Source organism: Spirosoma panaciterrae DSM 21099 (genome assembly GCF_000374025.1).
In the GTDB taxonomy this organism is placed as follows: Bacteria; Bacteroidota; Bacteroidia; order Cytophagales; family Spirosomataceae; genus Spirosoma; species Spirosoma panaciterrae.
Genome location: NZ_KB893184.1, coordinates 362,849 through 379,819 on the forward strand (window position 1 = coordinate 362,849; position 16,971 = coordinate 379,819).

The following is a 16,971-nucleotide window of genomic DNA, read 5'->3' on the forward strand; positions in this document are numbered from 1 at the left end:
AATATTCTGCGTCAGAATTCACTTCTATAATGGCGGGTTACTCTTTCGCTCTTTCGCTCTTTCAGTCTTTCGCTCTTTAAAGCATGAAACTGGAATCTAAAATCCCCGAAGGCCCTTTAGCCGAGAAATGGGCACGGCATAAGTTTGCGCTGAAGCTGGTAAACCCCGCAAATAAGCGTAAATACGATATTATTGTAGTTGGTACGGGTTTGGCGGGAGCTTCGGCTGCCGCTTCGCTGGCTGAGCTGGGGTATAATGTAAAAGCGTTCTGCTATCAGGATAGCCCTCGTCGGGCGCACTCGATTGCCGCGCAGGGAGGAATCAATGCCGCGAAAAATTACCAGAACGACGGCGACAGTGTATTCCGGCTATTCTACGACACCATTAAAGGGGGCGACTACCGCGCTCGGGAAGGAAACGTTCACCGGCTGGCCGAAGTAAGTGTCAATATCATTGACCAGTGTGTGGCTCAGGGCGTACCGTTTGCCCGTGAATACGGTGGAGTACTGGCCAACCGTTCGTTTGGGGGCGCTCAGGTATCCCGGACATTCTACGCCCGTGGTCAGACGGGTCAGCAGCTGCTGTTGGGAGCCTATTCGGCTCTGAGCCGTCAGGTCTCCAACGGGAAAGTGAAACTCTATACCCGTACCGAAATGCTTGATCTCGTTGTAGAAGGGGGCAAAGCACGAGGTATTGTCGTTCGGAACCTGGTCACCGGGAAAATCGAATCGCACTCAGGGCATGCCGTTCTGCTGTGTACGGGTGGTTATGGCAACGTATTCTATCTGTCTACGAATGCGATGGGCTGTAACGTAACGGCTGCCTGGCGGGCACACAAAAAAGGGGCTTTGTTTGGCAATCCCTGCTTTACACAGATTCACCCAACCTGTATTCCTGTATCGGGCCACTACCAGTCGAAACTCACGCTGATGTCCGAATCGCTTCGGAATGATGGGCGGGTGTGGGTACCCAAAACCGTAGAAGATGCTGAGAAAATTCGGAAAGGCCAGTTGAAACCAACCGACCTTCCTGAAGATAAGCGTGACTACTTCCTGGAACGCCGGTATCCATCGTTCGGGAACCTTGTACCCCGCGACGTAGCCTCCCGGAATGCGAAAAATATGTGTGATGAGGGCCGTGGCGTATCGAAAACAGGTCTGGCCGTATACCTCGATTTTGCCGACGCTATCAAGCGCGATGGGCATAAAACCATCGAAGCCAAGTACGGTAACCTCTTCGAGATGTACGAAAAAATCACTGGAGAGAATCCGTACGAAACGCCGATGATGATTTATCCGGCTGTTCACTATACGATGGGTGGTTTGTGGGTCGATTATAACCTGATGACCACCGTTCCGGGTCTGTATGCCCTGGGTGAAGCCAACTTCTCTGACCACGGTGCAAACCGACTGGGCGCTTCGGCACTGATGCAGGGGCTGGCCGACGGGTATTTCGTTATCCCATATACCATTGGTGATTACCTGGCTACGATTGGGCCAGCCGACAAAATTCCCGTTGATGCGCCGGCTTTCAAAGAGGCTGAAAAGAAAATCCAGGATCAGATCAAGCAACTTCTGAGCATTAAAGGTGATCGCCCTGTCGATGATTTGCACAAAGAACTGGGCCATATTATGTGGGAATACTGCGGTATGGCTCGTTCGGCTGAAGGGTTGAAAATTGCCAAGCAAAAAATTCAGGCGTTGCGGAACGAGTTCTGGTCGAATGCAAAAGTGCTGGGCGATGCCGAAGAAATGAACCAGGCTCTGGAACAGGCTGGCCGGGTTGCCGACTTTATCGAACTGGGTGAGCTGATGGTCGATGATGCGCTGCACCGGAATGAGTCGTGTGGTGGTCACTTCCGCGAGGAGTACCAAACCCCCGATGGTGAAGCCCTTCGCGATGACGAACACTTTGCCTATGTAGCTGCCTGGGAATATCAGGGTGAGGGTAAACCGGAAATCCTGAACAAAGAGCCACTGGTATTTGAAAACGTAAAACTGACACAGCGGAGTTACAAATAATAGTATTCGTCAGCCGATCGTTCGGTTCTGAAACCGATCGGCTGACGGCTATTGATTAGCCACTACAGCTATGAAAATCAATCTCAAAGTCTGGAGACAAAAAAATAGTAATACACCGGGTAAACTGGTCGAATATCAACTGGATAACGTATCGGAAGATATGTCGTTTCTGGAGATGTTCGATGTACTAAACGATTCGCTGACTCGCAAAGGCGAGGAGCCTGTTGCTTTCGACCATGATTGCCGGGAAGGTATTTGTGGGACCTGTTCCATGTACATCAATGGGCGGCCGCATGGCCCACAAACGGGTGCTACTACCTGCCAGTTGCACATGCGTTCGTTCAACGATGGCGATACCATTGTGGTAGAACCCTGGCGGGCTCGGTCTTTCCCCGTCATTAAAGACCTGATGGTAGACCGGCTCGCTTTCGACCGGATCATCCAGGCTGGCGGCTATGTTTCCGTCAACACGGGTTCGGCTCCCGATGCCAACGAAATTCTGATTCCGCGTAGCATTGCCGACGAAGCGATGGATGCGGCTGCCTGCATTGGTTGCGGAGCCTGCGTAGCGGCCTGTAAAAATGCATCGGCCATGCTGTTTGTGTCGGCGAAAGTGTCGCAACTGGCTATTTTACCACAAGGTAAGGCTGAGCATAAAGAGCGGGCTGAACGAATGGTAGCTCAAATGGACGCTGAAGGGTTTGGCGCCTGTTCGTTTACAGGGGCCTGTTCGGTTGAGTGTCCGAAATCGATCTCACTCGACCACATTGCCCGGTTGAACCGTGAATATTTAGGCGCGAAACTAACCTCTGACAACATTCAGGGTTGATTCGTGTATTGGTATAAAAAATCCGGTGCTTACTCGATGAGGAAGGGCCGGATTTTTTTTAAGTAGTCGATTTCTGATAGAATATGACAAACTATTATTTTTTCACTTGTCTTTTTGTACGTATCGATGGCAAGTGAGCTTTTTAATCGCCGGGATGTACTGGCTTATTTTATTGTTGCTGCCATTGGGGCTTCATTGCAGTTAATTGCCGGAAGTTTATTGCAGGAGTGGTTTCAGATCAGTTACCGGCAGGCTTTATTGATCGGTTATGTTGTCGCTTTTTTCGTTGGGTTTGTGCTGACGAAACTGTTTGCCTTCAACGCCCGAAACTCAGCCCAGACCAAGCGGGAAGCGATTAAGTTTACGCTTGTTTCCATCATTTCCTGCCTCATCACCGTTTATGGAGCTTCCATAGTGTATGATTTTTCGGTCAACAATTTTAAACCACTGACCGTATTGATTCCATTTTCCGTAAAAGAGGTAAACATCAATAAGCTTGTTGCCCAGATTATCGGTATGGGGATGAGCTTTGTTAGTAACTATGTATTGCACAAGCAATTTACCTTTCGAGATACGGGTTTCTATGAACGACTGAAGAGCTTACTAAATCTATAAAGCCCTATCGCTGGGAACCATTGACTCAATGGCTCCGGGCGATAGGGCTTTAGTCGTTACTACAGGGTCGTTTTAGGCGCTTGCCCCCTCTTTAAGTCGTTCGGCGTTTTCAGCAATCCGAAGCTGCTCAATGAAATCACCGATGTCGCCGTCCATCACGGCCGGAAGGTTATAGACCGTCATGCCGATACGGTGGTCGGTTACGCGGCTCTGTGGGTAATTGTAAGTACGGATTTTATCGGAGCGGTCGCCACTACCTACCATCGTTTTACGTTGAGAGGCAATCGCTTCGTTGTGCTTCTGCAATTCGATTTCGTACAGCCGGGAGCGTAGAACAGTCAGGGCTTTGTCGAAATTTTTTAACTGTGAGCGTTCATCCTGACATTGAACGACCAGCCCGGTTGGAATGTGCGTAAGCCGAACCGCCGAATAGGTTGTGTTGACCGACTGACCACCTGCTCCCGATGAGCAGAACGTATCCTTGCGGATGTCGTTCATGTTCAGTTCAACATCGACCTCTTCCGCTTCCGGCAGAACCGCGACACTGGCCGCAGACGTATGGATACGTCCCTGGGTTTCAGTGGCGGGTACGCGTTGTACACGATGGACGCCCGATTCAAACTTGAGCTTCCCATATACGTCTTCGCCTTCAATTTCGGACACAATCTCTTTGTAGCCTCCCGACGTACCTTCCGTGTAATCGACTAACGACATGCGCCAGCCCATTTTCTCGCAGAAACGCTGGTACATACGGAACAGATCACCCGCGAAGATGGCCGCTTCATCACCACCAGTACCGCCACGAATTTCGAGAATAACGTTTTTACTGTCGTTGGGATCTTTCGGAATCAGCATCTCTTTGAGCGTTTCCTCCATGGTTTCCCGGCGGGGGAGGAGTTCGTCCAGTTCAGCTTTGGCCAGTTCGCGGAAATCTTCGTCTTTTTCAGTAGAGATAATCTGTTTGGCGTTCTCTATTTCTTCGAGCAGTTGGGTATAGGCCTGGTACTGCACGACAATCTTTTCTAAATCTTTGTATTCTTTACTCAGCTTCATGAAGCGTTTCTGATCCGAAACAACTTCGGGCTGCACAATTTGTTGAGATACTTCATCGAAGCGTTCACGAATGGCTTCTAGCTGTTCGAGCATGATCTATAACTTTACTTGCCACACCAATCAGAATGGCAACGAATAAGACAATTAAATAAAAAACAAAGTTACGAAAATCCTCTCAGTTGGGCTTAGAGATACGTTGCTCTGCTAACAGGATTGGGCTGATTTTATTATTTTTGTTTATATATAATCTAATGAGGAATATGACTGGCAATTTGCAGCCACCTTTATCGAATGTTCAGATGGAGTTATTGAAGCTCTACGCAAGAGGTGTTTCAGATGAAACACTACTTGAACTGAAAAAAGTGATGGCTAAATTCTTTTTAGATAGACTCCGCAAGGAAGCTGACCAGGTTTGGGAGGAGAAAGGATACTCGGATGAGTTTTTTAAGCAATCCAATAGGGATGCCTGAAGTACGTGTTGTTCTTGATACGAATGTTGTTTTACGAGCTATATCAAGTAAGTCTTCATTGAAACGCATAATCGACAGATTATATGAAGAAGAATTCAAAATGGTCGTTTCAAATGAGATCCTTTTAGAATATGAAGAGTTGATTACCCGTTTTTATGGTACAGCTACAGCTCATACATTTTTAGATTTTTTGTTATTACTTCCCAATGTAGAACGGATTGAACCTTACTTCACTCTCAATCTAATAACGGTTGATCGAGACGACAATAAATTCGTCGATTGTGCTTTTGCGGGCAATGCTCACTACATTGTTTCAGATGATAAGCATTTTGAGGTTCTTTCATCTGTTAACTTTCCGAAGCTTTCAGTCATTAAAGCAGAGGAATTTTTGCTAGTACTATGATACAGGCTAAACGAACGTATAAAGTGTTTTTTAGCTACCAAATTGTATACTCACAGGCTTCGTTATGATCCGTGTATTACTACTTCTTAGTTTATCAATCTCTTTTTTAATGTCCTGTAATCCCGAGAGGGTGCAGTATACCAATGAATTGAAACAGGAAATGGCCGATTCGAAAATCAAACGAGTCACCGATGCCGACCTGATCGAAACGATTGATAATCTGGGTGGTAAGGTGAGCGCTACCGTGCAAAAGGAACTTACTGCGGCTCTTCAGAAAACAACGGACCCAGCCGCACGAACTAAGCTCTGTCAATTGCAGAATCTGAGCCGGACCAAAGCGATTGAGGATCGTTATGCGGTAGACATCCGCCTGCTAGGACCAGCCGACATTCAGAATAAAGCCATTCATCCGAAGGAGCGCGAAATTCTGGCCGCTTATCTCTACACCGCTAAACAGAAGCAGACTGCCGCTGCAAATATCCAAAAAACGTCAGACACTTTATTTATTTATAATCTGGCAGTTCCGGCCGAAAGTCCCATCTGTGAAGCCTGCTTTGGGAAGCAGGAAGTACCGTTTGCTGTCTGGCACATAGGCTTCCGCAAGCGCGAAGTAGTTCGGCGGATGAATGCCTCAATCAGGAAATAAATTACCGCAGAACACCGCTGGCCAGTTGGGCGTTGGCCCACTGGATAAGCTGCCGGGCTGTTTCTGTCGGATTGTCTTCTCCCGTTTCTATCGACTGAATACGTGCCGGATCGCGCTGGGCCAGCGCATGGATGTACGCCTTGTCGTAATAGGCCAGCGTTAAATCGGCTACCGCTTCATAATCCTGTCGGGCTAAGGCGGCAAGTGCATCCTGGGTAGCTTTCCCACCCAGCCGTTTTCGGATTCGTTCGGTAGCTTCTACGAGCAGAGTGTGATCGATACCTGTATATTCGGTTACGAGCCGATGGATTCGTTGGGCTTTCGGTACATCTACAAAAATGGTAGTGGCCTGTTGCATTTGCTGCCAGAGCAATAACGGGATAAAGCAACTGCCCAGGCTTCGGCTTTCATCTTCAAGCCAGATGCGCCGGGAAGGATCTAACAATCTTACCTGCGAGAAAATCAGGTTTTCGAACTGCTCGTTGCTAGGCTGAGGCTTTTGCCCAATGGCACCGTACGACGACCCTTTGTGATTGGCCAGAGCCTCCAGGTCAATGATTTGTTCGCCTTGTTGGACTAGTTCTTTCAGAATGTCCGTTTTTCCGCTTCCTGTTTTCCCGCCCAGAATGATCAGATTATAAGGCTCTGCAAACGACGATAACACTGCATTGCGGTAGGCTTTGTAGCCGCCCACGAGCGTTGAGGCTGTAAGTCCGGCGGTGTCGAGGAGCCAGGCAAATGAGCCACTTCGCATACCGCCCCGCCAGCAATGAACGAGTACCTCTTTATCGACAGGGCCTACCTTTTTGGACTGCACGACAAAATCGGCCAGCTTGGGCCCTACCATGGTAAGCCCCAGCAATACTGCAGCATCTTTTCCCGCTTGCTTGTATTTGGTCCCTACCTGTGCCCGTTCATCGTTATTGAATAACGGAATACTGACTGCGCCAGGAATATGGGCATGTTGATACTCGGCTGGCGACCGAACATCGATTACCGGAAGCCGTCGGGCTTTCTCTAAAAAATCGTCAACAGCAAGTTGATGAACCATCTGAACCGGGATTTAACTGATTTGACTGACCGACCTTGACAGGCTTTCAAAGAAAGCTAATAAAGAACCAATCAGAGTTTTTCAGTTGAATCATATACATCCTGGTTCAGACAGCGTCGGTACATCTGAATGGTATTTTCCAGGCCATAATACAAAGCATCGCAAATCAGTGCATGACCTATTGAGACCTCCAGCAGTCCGGGAATGTGCTCATCGAAATACCGGAGGTTCTCCAGGCTCAGATCATGCCCTGCATTTAGTCCCAGCCCCAGTTCGTTAGCCCGTTGGGCCGCTTTAACAAAAGGAGCGATGGCTGCTTCCCGATTAACTGCATAATGGGTTGCATACGGTTCGGTATATAATTCAATCCGGTCAGTACCAACGGCTTTGGCCCCTTCGACCATACGCTCATCAGCATCCACGAAAATAGAAACACGAATATTATCTTCCTTAAAAAGAGCAATTAACTGACGAAGGTGCTCTGCATAACGGACCGTATCCCAGCCTGCATTCGACGTGATGGCATCAGGCGCGTCGGGAACGAGGGTTACCTGATCGGGTTTAACGCGTTTGACAAGCTCGATAAAACGGTCGTCTGGGTTGCCTTCAATATTGAATTCAGTTGTCACGACCTCTTTCAGATCCAGCACATCCTGATACCGGATATGCCGTTCGTCGGGGCGGGGGTGTACCGTAATGCCTTGTGCACCAAATCGCTCGCAATCAAGAGCAACCTGAACTAAGTCTGGGTTATTACCACCGCGAGCATTGCGGAGTGTAGCTATTTTGTTGATATTAACAGATAAACGAGTCATCTTTTCTTAAAGAGCGAAAGAATGAAAGAGTGCATGAGTGAAATCGGCTCACCATAGCGGAGCGAAATACGAATTACAAATTTGTAACTTTGCCAATCAAGCGAAGGTTCAGATACCTGTGTCCGCTCTTTCGCTCATTCACTCTTTCGCTTTTTAATTATGTCGCTGAAGCAACAAATAGACGCCGATATTAAGCAGGCCATGCTGGCAAAAAATCAGGATAAACTTCGTGCCTTACGGGCCGTAAAGTCAATGATTCTGCTGGAGGAAACCAAAGAAGGTCAAACCGGCGATCTTAAACCCGAAGATGAAACCCGGATTTTAACGAAGGCAGTAAAGCAACGTAAAGATTCGGCGGATATTTACCGTCAGCAAAATCGCGCTGATCTGCTGGCCGTTGAAGAAGCCGAAATAGCCGTTATTGAGCATTATCTACCCAAACAATTGTCGGAAAGCGAACTGAAAGAAAAACTTCAGGCAATCATGGCCCGCATTGGGGCATCGGCTCCGTCGGATATGGGTAAAGTAATGGGTGTAGCTACCAAGGAACTCGCCGGTCAGTCCGATGGCAAAGCCATTTCGGCTATGGTGAAGCAACTACTTTCTTAAAGAGCGAAAGAGCGAAAGAGTGAATGAGCGAAAAGGCTGGATCACTCTTTCGCTCTTTCGCCATTCACTCTTTCGCTCTTTGAACAGCCTCGACGTATTCATGTTTATTCCCCTGGCCTGGGGGGCTTTTAACGGCTACCGCAAAGGGCTGCTGGTCGAAATTGTGGCCATTATCGCCTTTGTGGTAGCCATGATTGTTGGGCTTAAGTTTCTGGCGTTCGGCATTGATCTGCTCAGTCCGTACATCAGCCGCGAACTGGCCCGAAAGGTTTTGCCCCTATTGGGTTTCTCCATAATCTTCTTTCCGACGGTGCTGATGGTCAATCAGTTGGGGCTGGCCCTTCGGCGCTCTCTGAAATATACCCTACTCGGGACGTTCGATAGCGTGGCTGGTGCTACGGTTGGGCTTTTTACCTGGGTGTTTGGAATTAGTGTTATCCTTTGGTTGTTCAGCTACATGAACGTCGTCATACCCGCGCGTTATACCGAAAACGCTTTTCTGTACCCCTATGTACGGCCCATTGCGCCAAAAGTTATGGATAAGGCCGCTGTTTGGGTACCGAAAGGGCTGGAAGCCGGAAAAAAGTGGCGAGCCGAAAAATAATTAATGAATGATTGAGTGATAGAATGATTGAATAGGTTCTTGCGTCAGCTATTCAATCATTCTATCACTCAATCATTCAATCATTGACCATGCAGGACATCCGTAAACTAAATACCTCCCAACTCAAAGACTGGCTAACCCAACACGGTGAGCAGGGATTTCGGGCCAAACAAATTCAGGAATGGCTCTGGAAAAAATCGGCCTTGTCATTTGAGCAGATGACAAACCTCTCTCTGCCAACGCGGGAACTGCTAAAAGCACATTTTGAAATCCGCCCGCTCACTGTCGATCAGGAACAACGCAGCAGCGATGGGACTATTAAATCCTCGTTTCGTTTGTTCGATGGCAATCTGGTTGAGGGGGTACTCATTCCGGCGCTTCGCAACGATGACGTAGATCGTATGACAGCCTGCGTATCGAGTCAGGTAGGGTGTTCGCTGACCTGTAAATTCTGTGCAACAGGCTACATGGATCGCAAGCGGAATCTGGATGCGGCTGAAATCTACGATCAGGTGGTAACCATTGATCGACAGGCCAAAGAGAACTATAATGTCCCGCTCTCAAACATTGTGTACATGGGCATGGGCGAACCTTTGCTCAACTACAAAAATGTACTGGAATCGGTTGACCGCATTACCTCGCCCGATGGGTTGGGCATGTCGCCCAAGCGGATTACGGTATCGACGGCTGGAATTGCCAAAATGATCCGCCAACTGGGCGATGATGCGGTTAAGTTCAATCTGGCGCTCTCGCTGCACGCGGCTAATGATCAGAAGCGCGACCAGATTATGCCCATTAATGAAAGCAACACGCTGGAGGCTCTGGGCGATGCGCTGGGGTATTTTTACAAAAAGACAGGTACACGCATCACCTTCGAATATATTCTCTTCTATAACTTCAACGATACCCTTCAGGACGCCCAGGAACTCTGGAAATTTACCAAACGCGTGCCTGCCAAAGTGAATATTATTGAATACAACCCGATTGCCGAAGCCAACTTCAAAAATACGGACCCCAAAACGCTGGATAAGTTTGCGGGCTTTCTGGATACCAAAGGCGTAACGGTCAATGTCCGCCGAAGTCGGGGGAAAGATATTGATGCCGCCTGCGGCCAATTGGCCGGTAAAAAGTAGAGACGCGACACTTCGCGTCTCCTGACCAGATGGTATGTTGGTTTGTGGGGTGATCTACTGTTGAGGGGATGGGCTGGCCGACACACATGAGACTTCATACACGGCGTCTCTACTTAACAATTTGTTAACATTGCTCTGACCAGTTTGACGTACTTTTGTGGCAATCATTGGCTTACGGACCCACTGTTAGCCTACTTACTGAAGATACTCCACTTATGTTTGGATTAGAAACGGATGTTTTTATCCTCCTTTTTATCAGCTTATTTGCTGCTTGTGCCTTCGAATTTGTCAATGGTTTCCACGATACTGCCAACGCCGTCGCTACGGTTATTTACACCAATTCTCTGAAACCCACCGTGGCGGTCGTCTGGTCTGGGATATGCAATTTTACGGGTGTACTGCTGGGAGGTATTGGCGTAGCCATGGGGATTGTTAACCTGTTGCCGGTCGAACTGCTGGTCGATCAGAATGTGTATCATAGTGTAGCCATGGTGCTGGCCTTGTTGCTGAGTGCTATTATCTGGAACCTGGGCACCTGGTATTTTGGCATTCCCAGTTCCAGTTCGCATACTCTGATTGGCTCAATCCTGGGAGTTGGACTGGCGTTTTCTACCCTTCCGGAAAATAAGACCGGCGCAGCGGTCAACTGGGATAAAGCCATCGAGACTGGCGAAGCATTGCTCTTGTCACCCCTGTTAGGGTTTAGTCTGGCGATTGTGCTGATGTTCGTACTGCGTCGATCCGTATCCCAGGACGTTAAAGATCAGCTTTTTAAAGAGCCGAAGAAAAATACAGAACCGCCCTCCTGGATTCGGGGCGTCCTGATTCTGACCTGTTCGCTGGTGAGTTTCTTTCACGGTAGCAATGATGGGCAGAAAGGAGTAGGCCTGATTATGCTGATTCTGATTGGCATCGTGCCTTACCATTTTGCGATAAAATCTGAGCTTGATCCACGGCTGATGCAAACCAATATTGCCGGAATTGAACAGACCATTGCTACCCTGGATTCGAGCCAGCTTTCGCCCGCCAACCGGGAACGGCTGGTTGAAACCCGATCAGAATTAGCTGAACTGAGCAAGCTCATAAATGGGCCGTTGGTCGATAACAAGATTCCCAATGAAAAACGGCTGGACGTTCGGAAAGATTTATTGCTGATCAACAGCAATATGAAAAAGATTACGGCCGATGAAGGGGCTAATGTTAGTGCGGCTCAAATGGCCGTACTGAACAAGAGCCTGGGCGAAGAAAGCGGACTACGCCGGTTTACGGACTATGCCCCTTTCTGGGTTATTCTGATGATTGCCTTGTCGCTGGGTTTAGGAACGATGATCGGCTGGCGTCGGATTGTGGTGACCGTAGGAGAGAAGATTGGTAAACAACACCTGACCTACGCACAGGGGGCTTCGGCCGAATTGGTTGCCGCCAGTATGATCGGGTTTGCTTCCTGGCTGAAGCTTCCGGTAAGTACCACACACGTGCTGTCGTCGGGGATTGCCGGGAGCATGGTGGCCAGCAAAGGGGTCAAAAACCTACAGGCCGATACCATTCGGAATATTGCGCTGGCCTGGGTGCTTACCCTGCCTGTTTCGATTCTACTTTCATTTTCTCTCTATATTTTCTTCCGCTGGTTGCTGTAACTATAAGGTGATCGAAATTCCACCGAGTTGAAAGCCAAGTCTTAGGCTTTCAACTCGGTGGAATTTCGCCCTCTACAGTTCTTTAATCGCGATATTTCGGAAGCGGTGAGCAGCGCCCGGTTTCCAGGAGCCTGCCATATTGAACGCGTCTGCGGCTGCCGAATACACTGCCGACCAGTGCGCCTGTAGCCCAATCATACCCGAGGTAGCATCGGCTATGAAATCATTTTTCGGCTCGGTCACATCCCACATAAGCTCGTCGTTGACCCACAATCGAATACGAGGAATGGCGCCTTCCATACGTATGCGAAAGGTGTTCCAATCGCCTGCCTTCCACACGTTAGCGATATGGGTGGCCTGCGCACCTTTACTCACGCTCATGCGCTCGCCCAGCAGATCGCCCAGGCCACCGGGTGTCGCCAGCTCAACCTGATAAGCCATGCCGCTTTCGGTGGAGCGCAGAAAAATACCACCGTTGCAGAATGAATCAATTTTGGCCTCCAGATACAGTTCATAGTTGCCGTATTTCTTGTCGGTGAGCAGGATACCTCCCTGCCCGTACGGGTGCTGCTTCAGCGTGATGACTCCGTTTTCGACATAAAAATTGCCCGTTGTGCCCTGATGCGATGTCCGACTGGTATGCCATCCTTTCAGGTCTTTACCGTTGAAAAGGGGAATGAAGCCTGTGGGTATTTTTCCGACCTGGGCGTGTGCCAGACAAGCGACCAGCGAGAGATAGAGAATGAACGTTATTTTTTGCAAGTGCATGAGTTCAGGTGAGGTTATTACTTGGCTTCCATGACAACCCGAAAGCCGACATCCCAACCGTTTCCAGGACCAGCAGCGTGGGTCATGTACGTGGCATTTTTAACATCGCCGACAAACGAGGCTCCTTTCAAAACGTGTTGTATCCCCGAACGAGTGGGCGTTGGATCAGCAAAGAGTTTTCCATTGTAGTATTCCTGTACCCATTCCCAAACGTTGCCCAGCGTATCGTATAAGCCCCAGGCGTTGGGTGTTTTCTGCCCTACACTAGTGGTCGTCGGCGAACCCATCTGTGCCGATGCCCAGATCGTTTTCCAGGGAATATCATCGTCGGCTCCGGCACGGGCGGCATATTCCCATTCAAATTCGGTAGGCAGTCGATAGTGGTGGTTCTTGTCGATGGTGTTCAGTTTGGCAAGGAATTTCTGAGTATCCTGCCAGGTGACCTGTTCTACCGGATGCTGGTCGGCATCGTCCTTGACGCGGTTCCCCTGGAACAGAGATGGGTTTGTACCCATCACACGCTTCCACTGAGCCTGCGTTACTTCAAATTTGCCGATATAATAGGGGTTCCGAATCCTAACTGTAAACCCTGGGCGAGCATCCTGATTAACTAGTTTTTCGGCAAGCTGGTACTCGGCCTGCGTCCATTGAACCCCATTTTTTTTAGCCGCTTCGTCCGACAGGGGGGCTTTGGGATAAGGGGGCTGAAAGCGACCAACCACCATGCTTCCCGGTTGGATACGTACAAACTCCATACCGACCGAATTGGTAAATGTAGTCGGCTGAGCCATAAGATGAGCTGTCAATCCAATAAGGAAGCAACTGATTCGAAGTGTTTTCATCATGAGCCGATACGGGGATTATTTCGCTTCGGGTTTGCTCCAGTTGGTTCGTTCGGCACGGCCCAGCTTAAATATTTCCAGTTCCTGCTGGGTCATGCCACCAGGGATAACGGGCGTTGTAGCCCGCACTTCGGCCACTTCCTGGGGTGTTACGACCGAGGCTTTGTTGCCCAATTCGCCACTATTCCGAATGTAACTAAGTACCGACGCAATCCATTTGTCATCGTTGCTACCCATCGACGGCATCATATCCCGGTACGTTTTACCATCTAAAGGCCCTCTCATGCCATTGAGCAACAGTTGGATAACCAGCGTTTTGTCGCCTTTCACACGCGGAGAGCCAACGAGTGGCGGAGCGGGCATCTGCGTACTGCCCGCCACCATAATACCTTTCCCATCAGGACCATGACAGGTAGCGCATAACTGTTTAAAAATGGTGGCTCCGTTCGTCACTAGTGCCCGATCGGCAGGGCTCAGGTTCCGAGTACGTTCCTGTTCGGCCAGCAGCATTTTCTGCGATTCCGTAAAGGTCTTGTACGAAAACTGCATCAGTTCATTCTGGGGGTTATCGGCCAGTAGTTGTTTTACAAGGGCCTGGGTTCGAGGGGTAGGGTGGCTCCGAAGCGATAAGGTCAGTTGGATACGAACATCGGGGCTTGGGTCGCCGGTTAAAGCCGCCAGTTTTTCAATTACCTCCGGGTCTTTTTTCGTCAGATAAACCTCACTCACCCAAACGGCCGTTTTACGAACCTGCGCATCGGTATCCGTAAGGGCCTTGAAAAGCGTAGGCTTGTCGATGGCTTCCAGCCCTTCGAGTGTCCAGAGGGCATGGATGCGAGCCAACGGACTGGGAGCCTTCGATAAGGTGGCTTTTTGTCCAATCGCAATTTGTTTCAGTGCCGGAACAACGGATTGGTCGTTTCGAACAACCAGAAGCAGTTGGGCATTGTCGCGCCACCAGCCGTTTGGATGGTCCAGATAGGTCACGAGTTGGCTACCCGGTTCATTGAGTAGGTTCGGTTTTTGGGTGTCACGTTTGAAATCGTCATGAACGACGCGATAAATTCGACCCATTCCCCGGTTTTTATACAGGCCTTTGTCCTGAATGACTTTACCCAGATACGAACCTGGTTTGGTCCACTCGCTTTCCTGAATAATGCCGTGATACATATCCACAATATAAAAACAGCCATCGGGGCCCGTGTAGGTGTTGATGGGTCGGAAATTCATATCGGCCGATGCCAGCCAGTCTTTTTGTTTATAGGCATCTTCGATGTAGATTTTCCCATTTCGGTTAATGACCTTACCCCGTTTGATGATTCGGCCCACTGGTTCGGGAATGAAGTAATCGCCCTGCATATCGGCCGGAAGCCGATCTCCCCGGAAAATAGACTGTCCGCAACCCGCCGTGTATTTGTTCAGGGTATTGTCTTCTTTGCGGAGGGCCTCCCGACCGCCCTGCGCATCAACGTTACCAATAATCGGCCAGGGCTTGGTGAAATCTTCGGTATACTGATCGGCAAAATTCAAGGCTCCATACGCTGGATTTTGCTGAATCTGTACAGCAGGCAGACCCGGCCCGGCTTCGGAATAAAACAGGCGGCCATAATTATCGGTAGTCATACCCCACTGGCCAATCATGTTATCGACCAGGGTATCGGCTAGTAGTTTTCCGCCTTTGTATTTGTACCGGAGGTTGTCGCGGGTGGGGTAAATCCAGTTGTCGAGGTTCCAGATCAGGCCACCGTTCTGGTGCTCCAGATTGCGGGAGTCGATCACATCGTTTCGAAAAACGATTTTTTTCTCATCCGCCTTTCCGTCGCCATTTGTGTCCCGATAACTCCAGATATGCTGAATATTGGTGATACCGACCAGCAACTGATCGCCCACGGGAAGAATGGTACGGGGCAAAACGAGGCTATCGATAAAAACGGTCGACTTATCCATTTTACCATCGCCATCCGTATCTTCCAGCCGTTTGATCCGACTGGTGGGTGCATATTCGCCCGTGCCATTGGCGTCTTTCATGTAGGTGTTCATTTCGGCCACATACAGACGTCCGTTACCATCCCAGGCAATGGCTACGGGTTCCTGAATCATAGGCTCACTGGCAACCAATTCGACGTGGAATCCGGGTGGTAGCTGGATCTTTTCTATACTCGCTTCGGGCGATAGCGGCTCTATCGATGGATTTGTGTCCAGCACAACTCGGCTAAAATCACCTTTCGAAGTAGTCGTAGAGGTTTTATTGCAACTAAGTGCGATGCCAATAAGTGAAATAAATACGGTTGGGAATAAGAGGGATTTCATGGTAAAGCGGGTGATTTTTGACGCGGGCATCCTGTCCCCATTGTCAGAAGATATGTTGTTCTCAACTAGGCGGACAGGATGTCCGCGTTACTTAGCGTTGCTCCTGCGCCCATTCGGGAGCGTCCTGTTCAATGGCATGGCGAACTCGGGCAACCAGATCATCAACGGTATCGTCAGGGCTGTAGGGCAGGGGTGGTTTGAATTGAACGGTCAAAAGTGTATTCCGTTTTTTAAAACGTAGCCCTTTCTTGTCGAAAGCCCTACGGAAGCCGTTGATCACCACGGGGATTACGATGGGCTCGTTGTTCTTGATAAGGTGACCAGTGCCTTTTCGGATGGGCGCGTAGGGGGTTGTGGTGCCCTGCGGAAAGCTAACTACCCAGCCGTGGGCCAGTGCTTTCGCAATTTTATCATTGGCCGACGTATCGACACTTCGTTGTACTTCGCGCCCTTCGGCCCGCCAGGAACGCTCGATGGTCAGGGCACCGATGGCCGAAAATACACGCGGAACAAAGCCCTTCTTCATGGTTTCAGAGGCCGCTACATAATACTGGCGCGCTCGTGGGCCAAACAGATACATAGGTGGAACGATGGTGTTCTGAAACCCCCATTTTACAGCACAGAAAATATGAAAGAACGCGATGACATCAGCAAAGTAGGTCTGATGATTGGATAGGAACAGAACGTTGTTGATGGGCAGGTTCTCCAGATTTTCGGTGCCTTCGATCTGAATGCGGTTAACGACCGTATAGCGGGCGTAGGTCAGCCAGCCCACAATACAAATAAGTATTCGCCTGAGCAGCAGGGAGCTACCGAACGGATCGCAGTCAAACAGGCCAAGAATATCCAACGGCATCAGAAACTTCGGCAGGTAGCTGAATTTAGTTGGCTTGATATAGTTCATTTTCGTAATAGGGTCGTAGGTAACGGGTAAAGTTAAAAGTACGCTGCAATGTTTTCAAGAAAAAATACAACGCCCTGATTAGCAGCAAATCATTCGTTGACCGGAGTCACAAACTTCTGCACCTAAAAAATTTTTTTTCATCCGATTAATCCTTTTCAGCTCCTGTATCTCTAACCAACGAAACCATTTAAAGATACACCTTCTGCCTATTGCCGACGCTCTACACAATCAACTTCAGGTTACTCAGTTTTTCAATTTCAA

General features: G+C 49.2%; 17 protein-coding genes. 10 read left to right on the top strand and 7 right to left on the bottom strand.

Going from position 1 to position 16,971, the window contains the following annotated elements:
• Nucleotides 1-83 precede the first annotated feature (83 nt).
• From B153_RS0115755 to B153_RS0115765, 3 genes are all read left to right on the top strand, one after another.
• A complete protein-coding gene (locus tag B153_RS0115755; RefSeq protein ID WP_020597694.1) occupies nucleotides 84-2,021 on the top strand; it encodes a fumarate reductase/succinate dehydrogenase flavoprotein subunit in 1,938 nt (645 codons plus the stop codon).
• A 70-nt stretch (nucleotides 2,022-2,091) separates the two neighbouring features.
• The gene (locus B153_RS0115760) at nucleotides 2,092-2,850 is read left to right on the top strand and encodes a succinate dehydrogenase/fumarate reductase iron-sulfur subunit (RefSeq protein WP_020597695.1); all 759 of its coding nucleotides are present in this window, start codon (nucleotides 2,092-2,094) and stop codon (nucleotides 2,848-2,850) included.
• Nucleotides 2,851-2,976: 126 nt separating this feature from the next.
• Nucleotides 2,977-3,465 carry a GtrA family protein gene (locus B153_RS0115765; protein ID WP_020597696.1) on the top strand — a complete coding sequence of 163 codons (489 nt, stop codon included), beginning with the start codon at nucleotides 2,977-2,979 and terminating at the stop codon, nucleotides 3,463-3,465.
• A 72-nt stretch (nucleotides 3,466-3,537) separates the two neighbouring features.
• On the opposite strand, the gene prfA is transcribed toward B153_RS0115765, so the two are convergent.
• Nucleotides 3,538-4,611, bottom strand: coding sequence for a peptide chain release factor 1 (gene prfA, locus B153_RS0115770; RefSeq protein WP_020597697.1), 1,074 nt, complete (start codon nucleotides 4,609-4,611; stop codon nucleotides 3,538-3,540).
• Nucleotides 4,612-4,778: 167 nt separating this feature from the next.
• Between prfA and B153_RS38255 the strand changes: the two genes are divergently transcribed.
• From B153_RS38255 to B153_RS0115785, 3 genes are all read left to right on the top strand, one after another.
• Nucleotides 4,779-4,988, top strand: a complete 210-nt coding sequence (locus B153_RS38255) for a hypothetical protein (RefSeq protein ID WP_040761528.1) — start codon at nucleotides 4,779-4,781, stop codon at nucleotides 4,986-4,988.
• Nucleotides 4,981-5,391, top strand: coding sequence for a putative toxin-antitoxin system toxin component, PIN family (locus B153_RS0115780; protein WP_020597699.1), 411 nt, complete (start codon nucleotides 4,981-4,983; stop codon nucleotides 5,389-5,391). The genes B153_RS38255 and B153_RS0115780 overlap by 8 nt, the downstream gene beginning before the upstream one ends.
• A gap of 109 nt (nucleotides 5,392-5,500) precedes the next feature.
• Nucleotides 5,501-6,037 (top strand): hypothetical protein, encoded by a 537-nt coding sequence (locus tag B153_RS0115785; protein ID WP_245564896.1) that lies wholly within the window; start codon nucleotides 5,501-5,503, stop codon nucleotides 6,035-6,037.
• Between the two features lies 1 nt (nucleotide 6,038).
• Here the strand turns inward: B153_RS0115785 and mnmH are convergent, their stop codons facing one another.
• Together mnmH and B153_RS0115795 are read right to left on the bottom strand one after the other, a co-directional pair.
• Nucleotides 6,039-7,088 carry a tRNA 2-selenouridine(34) synthase MnmH gene (gene mnmH / locus B153_RS0115790; protein ID WP_020597701.1) on the bottom strand — a complete coding sequence of 350 codons (1,050 nt, stop codon included), beginning with the start codon at nucleotides 7,086-7,088 and terminating at the stop codon, nucleotides 6,039-6,041.
• A gap of 71 nt (nucleotides 7,089-7,159) precedes the next feature.
• Nucleotides 7,160-7,903: a pyridoxine 5'-phosphate synthase gene (locus tag B153_RS0115795; RefSeq protein WP_020597702.1), complete on the bottom strand. Its 744-nt coding sequence runs from the start codon at nucleotides 7,901-7,903 to the stop codon at nucleotides 7,160-7,162.
• Nucleotides 7,904-8,062: 159 nt separating this feature from the next.
• On the opposite strand from B153_RS0115795, the gene B153_RS0115800 reads away from it, so the two are divergent.
• The 4 genes from B153_RS0115800 to B153_RS0115815 all read left to right on the top strand — a co-directional run bounded on the left by B153_RS0115800 (nucleotide 8,063) and on the right by B153_RS0115815 (nucleotide 11,886).
• Nucleotides 8,063-8,512, top strand: a complete 450-nt coding sequence (locus tag B153_RS0115800; RefSeq protein ID WP_020597703.1) for a GatB/YqeY domain-containing protein — start codon at nucleotides 8,063-8,065, stop codon at nucleotides 8,510-8,512.
• A gap of 100 nt (nucleotides 8,513-8,612) precedes the next feature.
• The gene (locus B153_RS0115805; protein WP_020597704.1) at nucleotides 8,613-9,116 is read left to right on the top strand and encodes a CvpA family protein; all 504 of its coding nucleotides are present in this window, start codon (nucleotides 8,613-8,615) and stop codon (nucleotides 9,114-9,116) included.
• Nucleotides 9,117-9,205: 89 nt separating this feature from the next.
• A complete protein-coding gene (gene rlmN, locus B153_RS0115810) occupies nucleotides 9,206-10,249 on the top strand; it encodes a dual-specificity RNA methyltransferase RlmN (protein WP_020597705.1) in 1,044 nt (347 codons plus the stop codon).
• Nucleotides 10,250-10,464: 215 nt separating this feature from the next.
• Nucleotides 10,465-11,886, top strand: a complete 1,422-nt coding sequence (locus B153_RS0115815; RefSeq protein WP_020597706.1) for an inorganic phosphate transporter — start codon at nucleotides 10,465-10,467, stop codon at nucleotides 11,884-11,886.
• A 72-nt stretch (nucleotides 11,887-11,958) separates the two neighbouring features.
• Here the strand turns inward: B153_RS0115815 and B153_RS0115820 are convergent, their stop codons facing one another.
• The 4 genes from B153_RS0115820 to B153_RS0115835 form a co-directional block, all read right to left on the bottom strand.
• Nucleotides 11,959-12,654, bottom strand: coding sequence for a 3-keto-disaccharide hydrolase (locus B153_RS0115820; RefSeq protein WP_020597707.1), 696 nt, complete (start codon nucleotides 12,652-12,654; stop codon nucleotides 11,959-11,961).
• 17 nt (nucleotides 12,655-12,671) lie between these two features.
• Complete coding sequence (locus B153_RS0115825; RefSeq protein WP_245564897.1) at nucleotides 12,672-13,499, bottom strand: formylglycine-generating enzyme family protein; 828 nt, start codon at nucleotides 13,497-13,499, stop codon at nucleotides 12,672-12,674.
• A 15-nt stretch (nucleotides 13,500-13,514) separates the two neighbouring features.
• A complete protein-coding gene (locus tag B153_RS0115830) occupies nucleotides 13,515-15,806 on the bottom strand; it encodes a DUF7133 domain-containing protein (RefSeq protein WP_020597709.1) in 2,292 nt (763 codons plus the stop codon).
• 91 nt (nucleotides 15,807-15,897) lie between these two features.
• Nucleotides 15,898-16,710: a lysophospholipid acyltransferase family protein gene (locus tag B153_RS0115835; RefSeq protein ID WP_020597710.1), complete on the bottom strand. Its 813-nt coding sequence runs from the start codon at nucleotides 16,708-16,710 to the stop codon at nucleotides 15,898-15,900.
• Nucleotides 16,711-16,971: the final 261 nt, after the last annotated feature.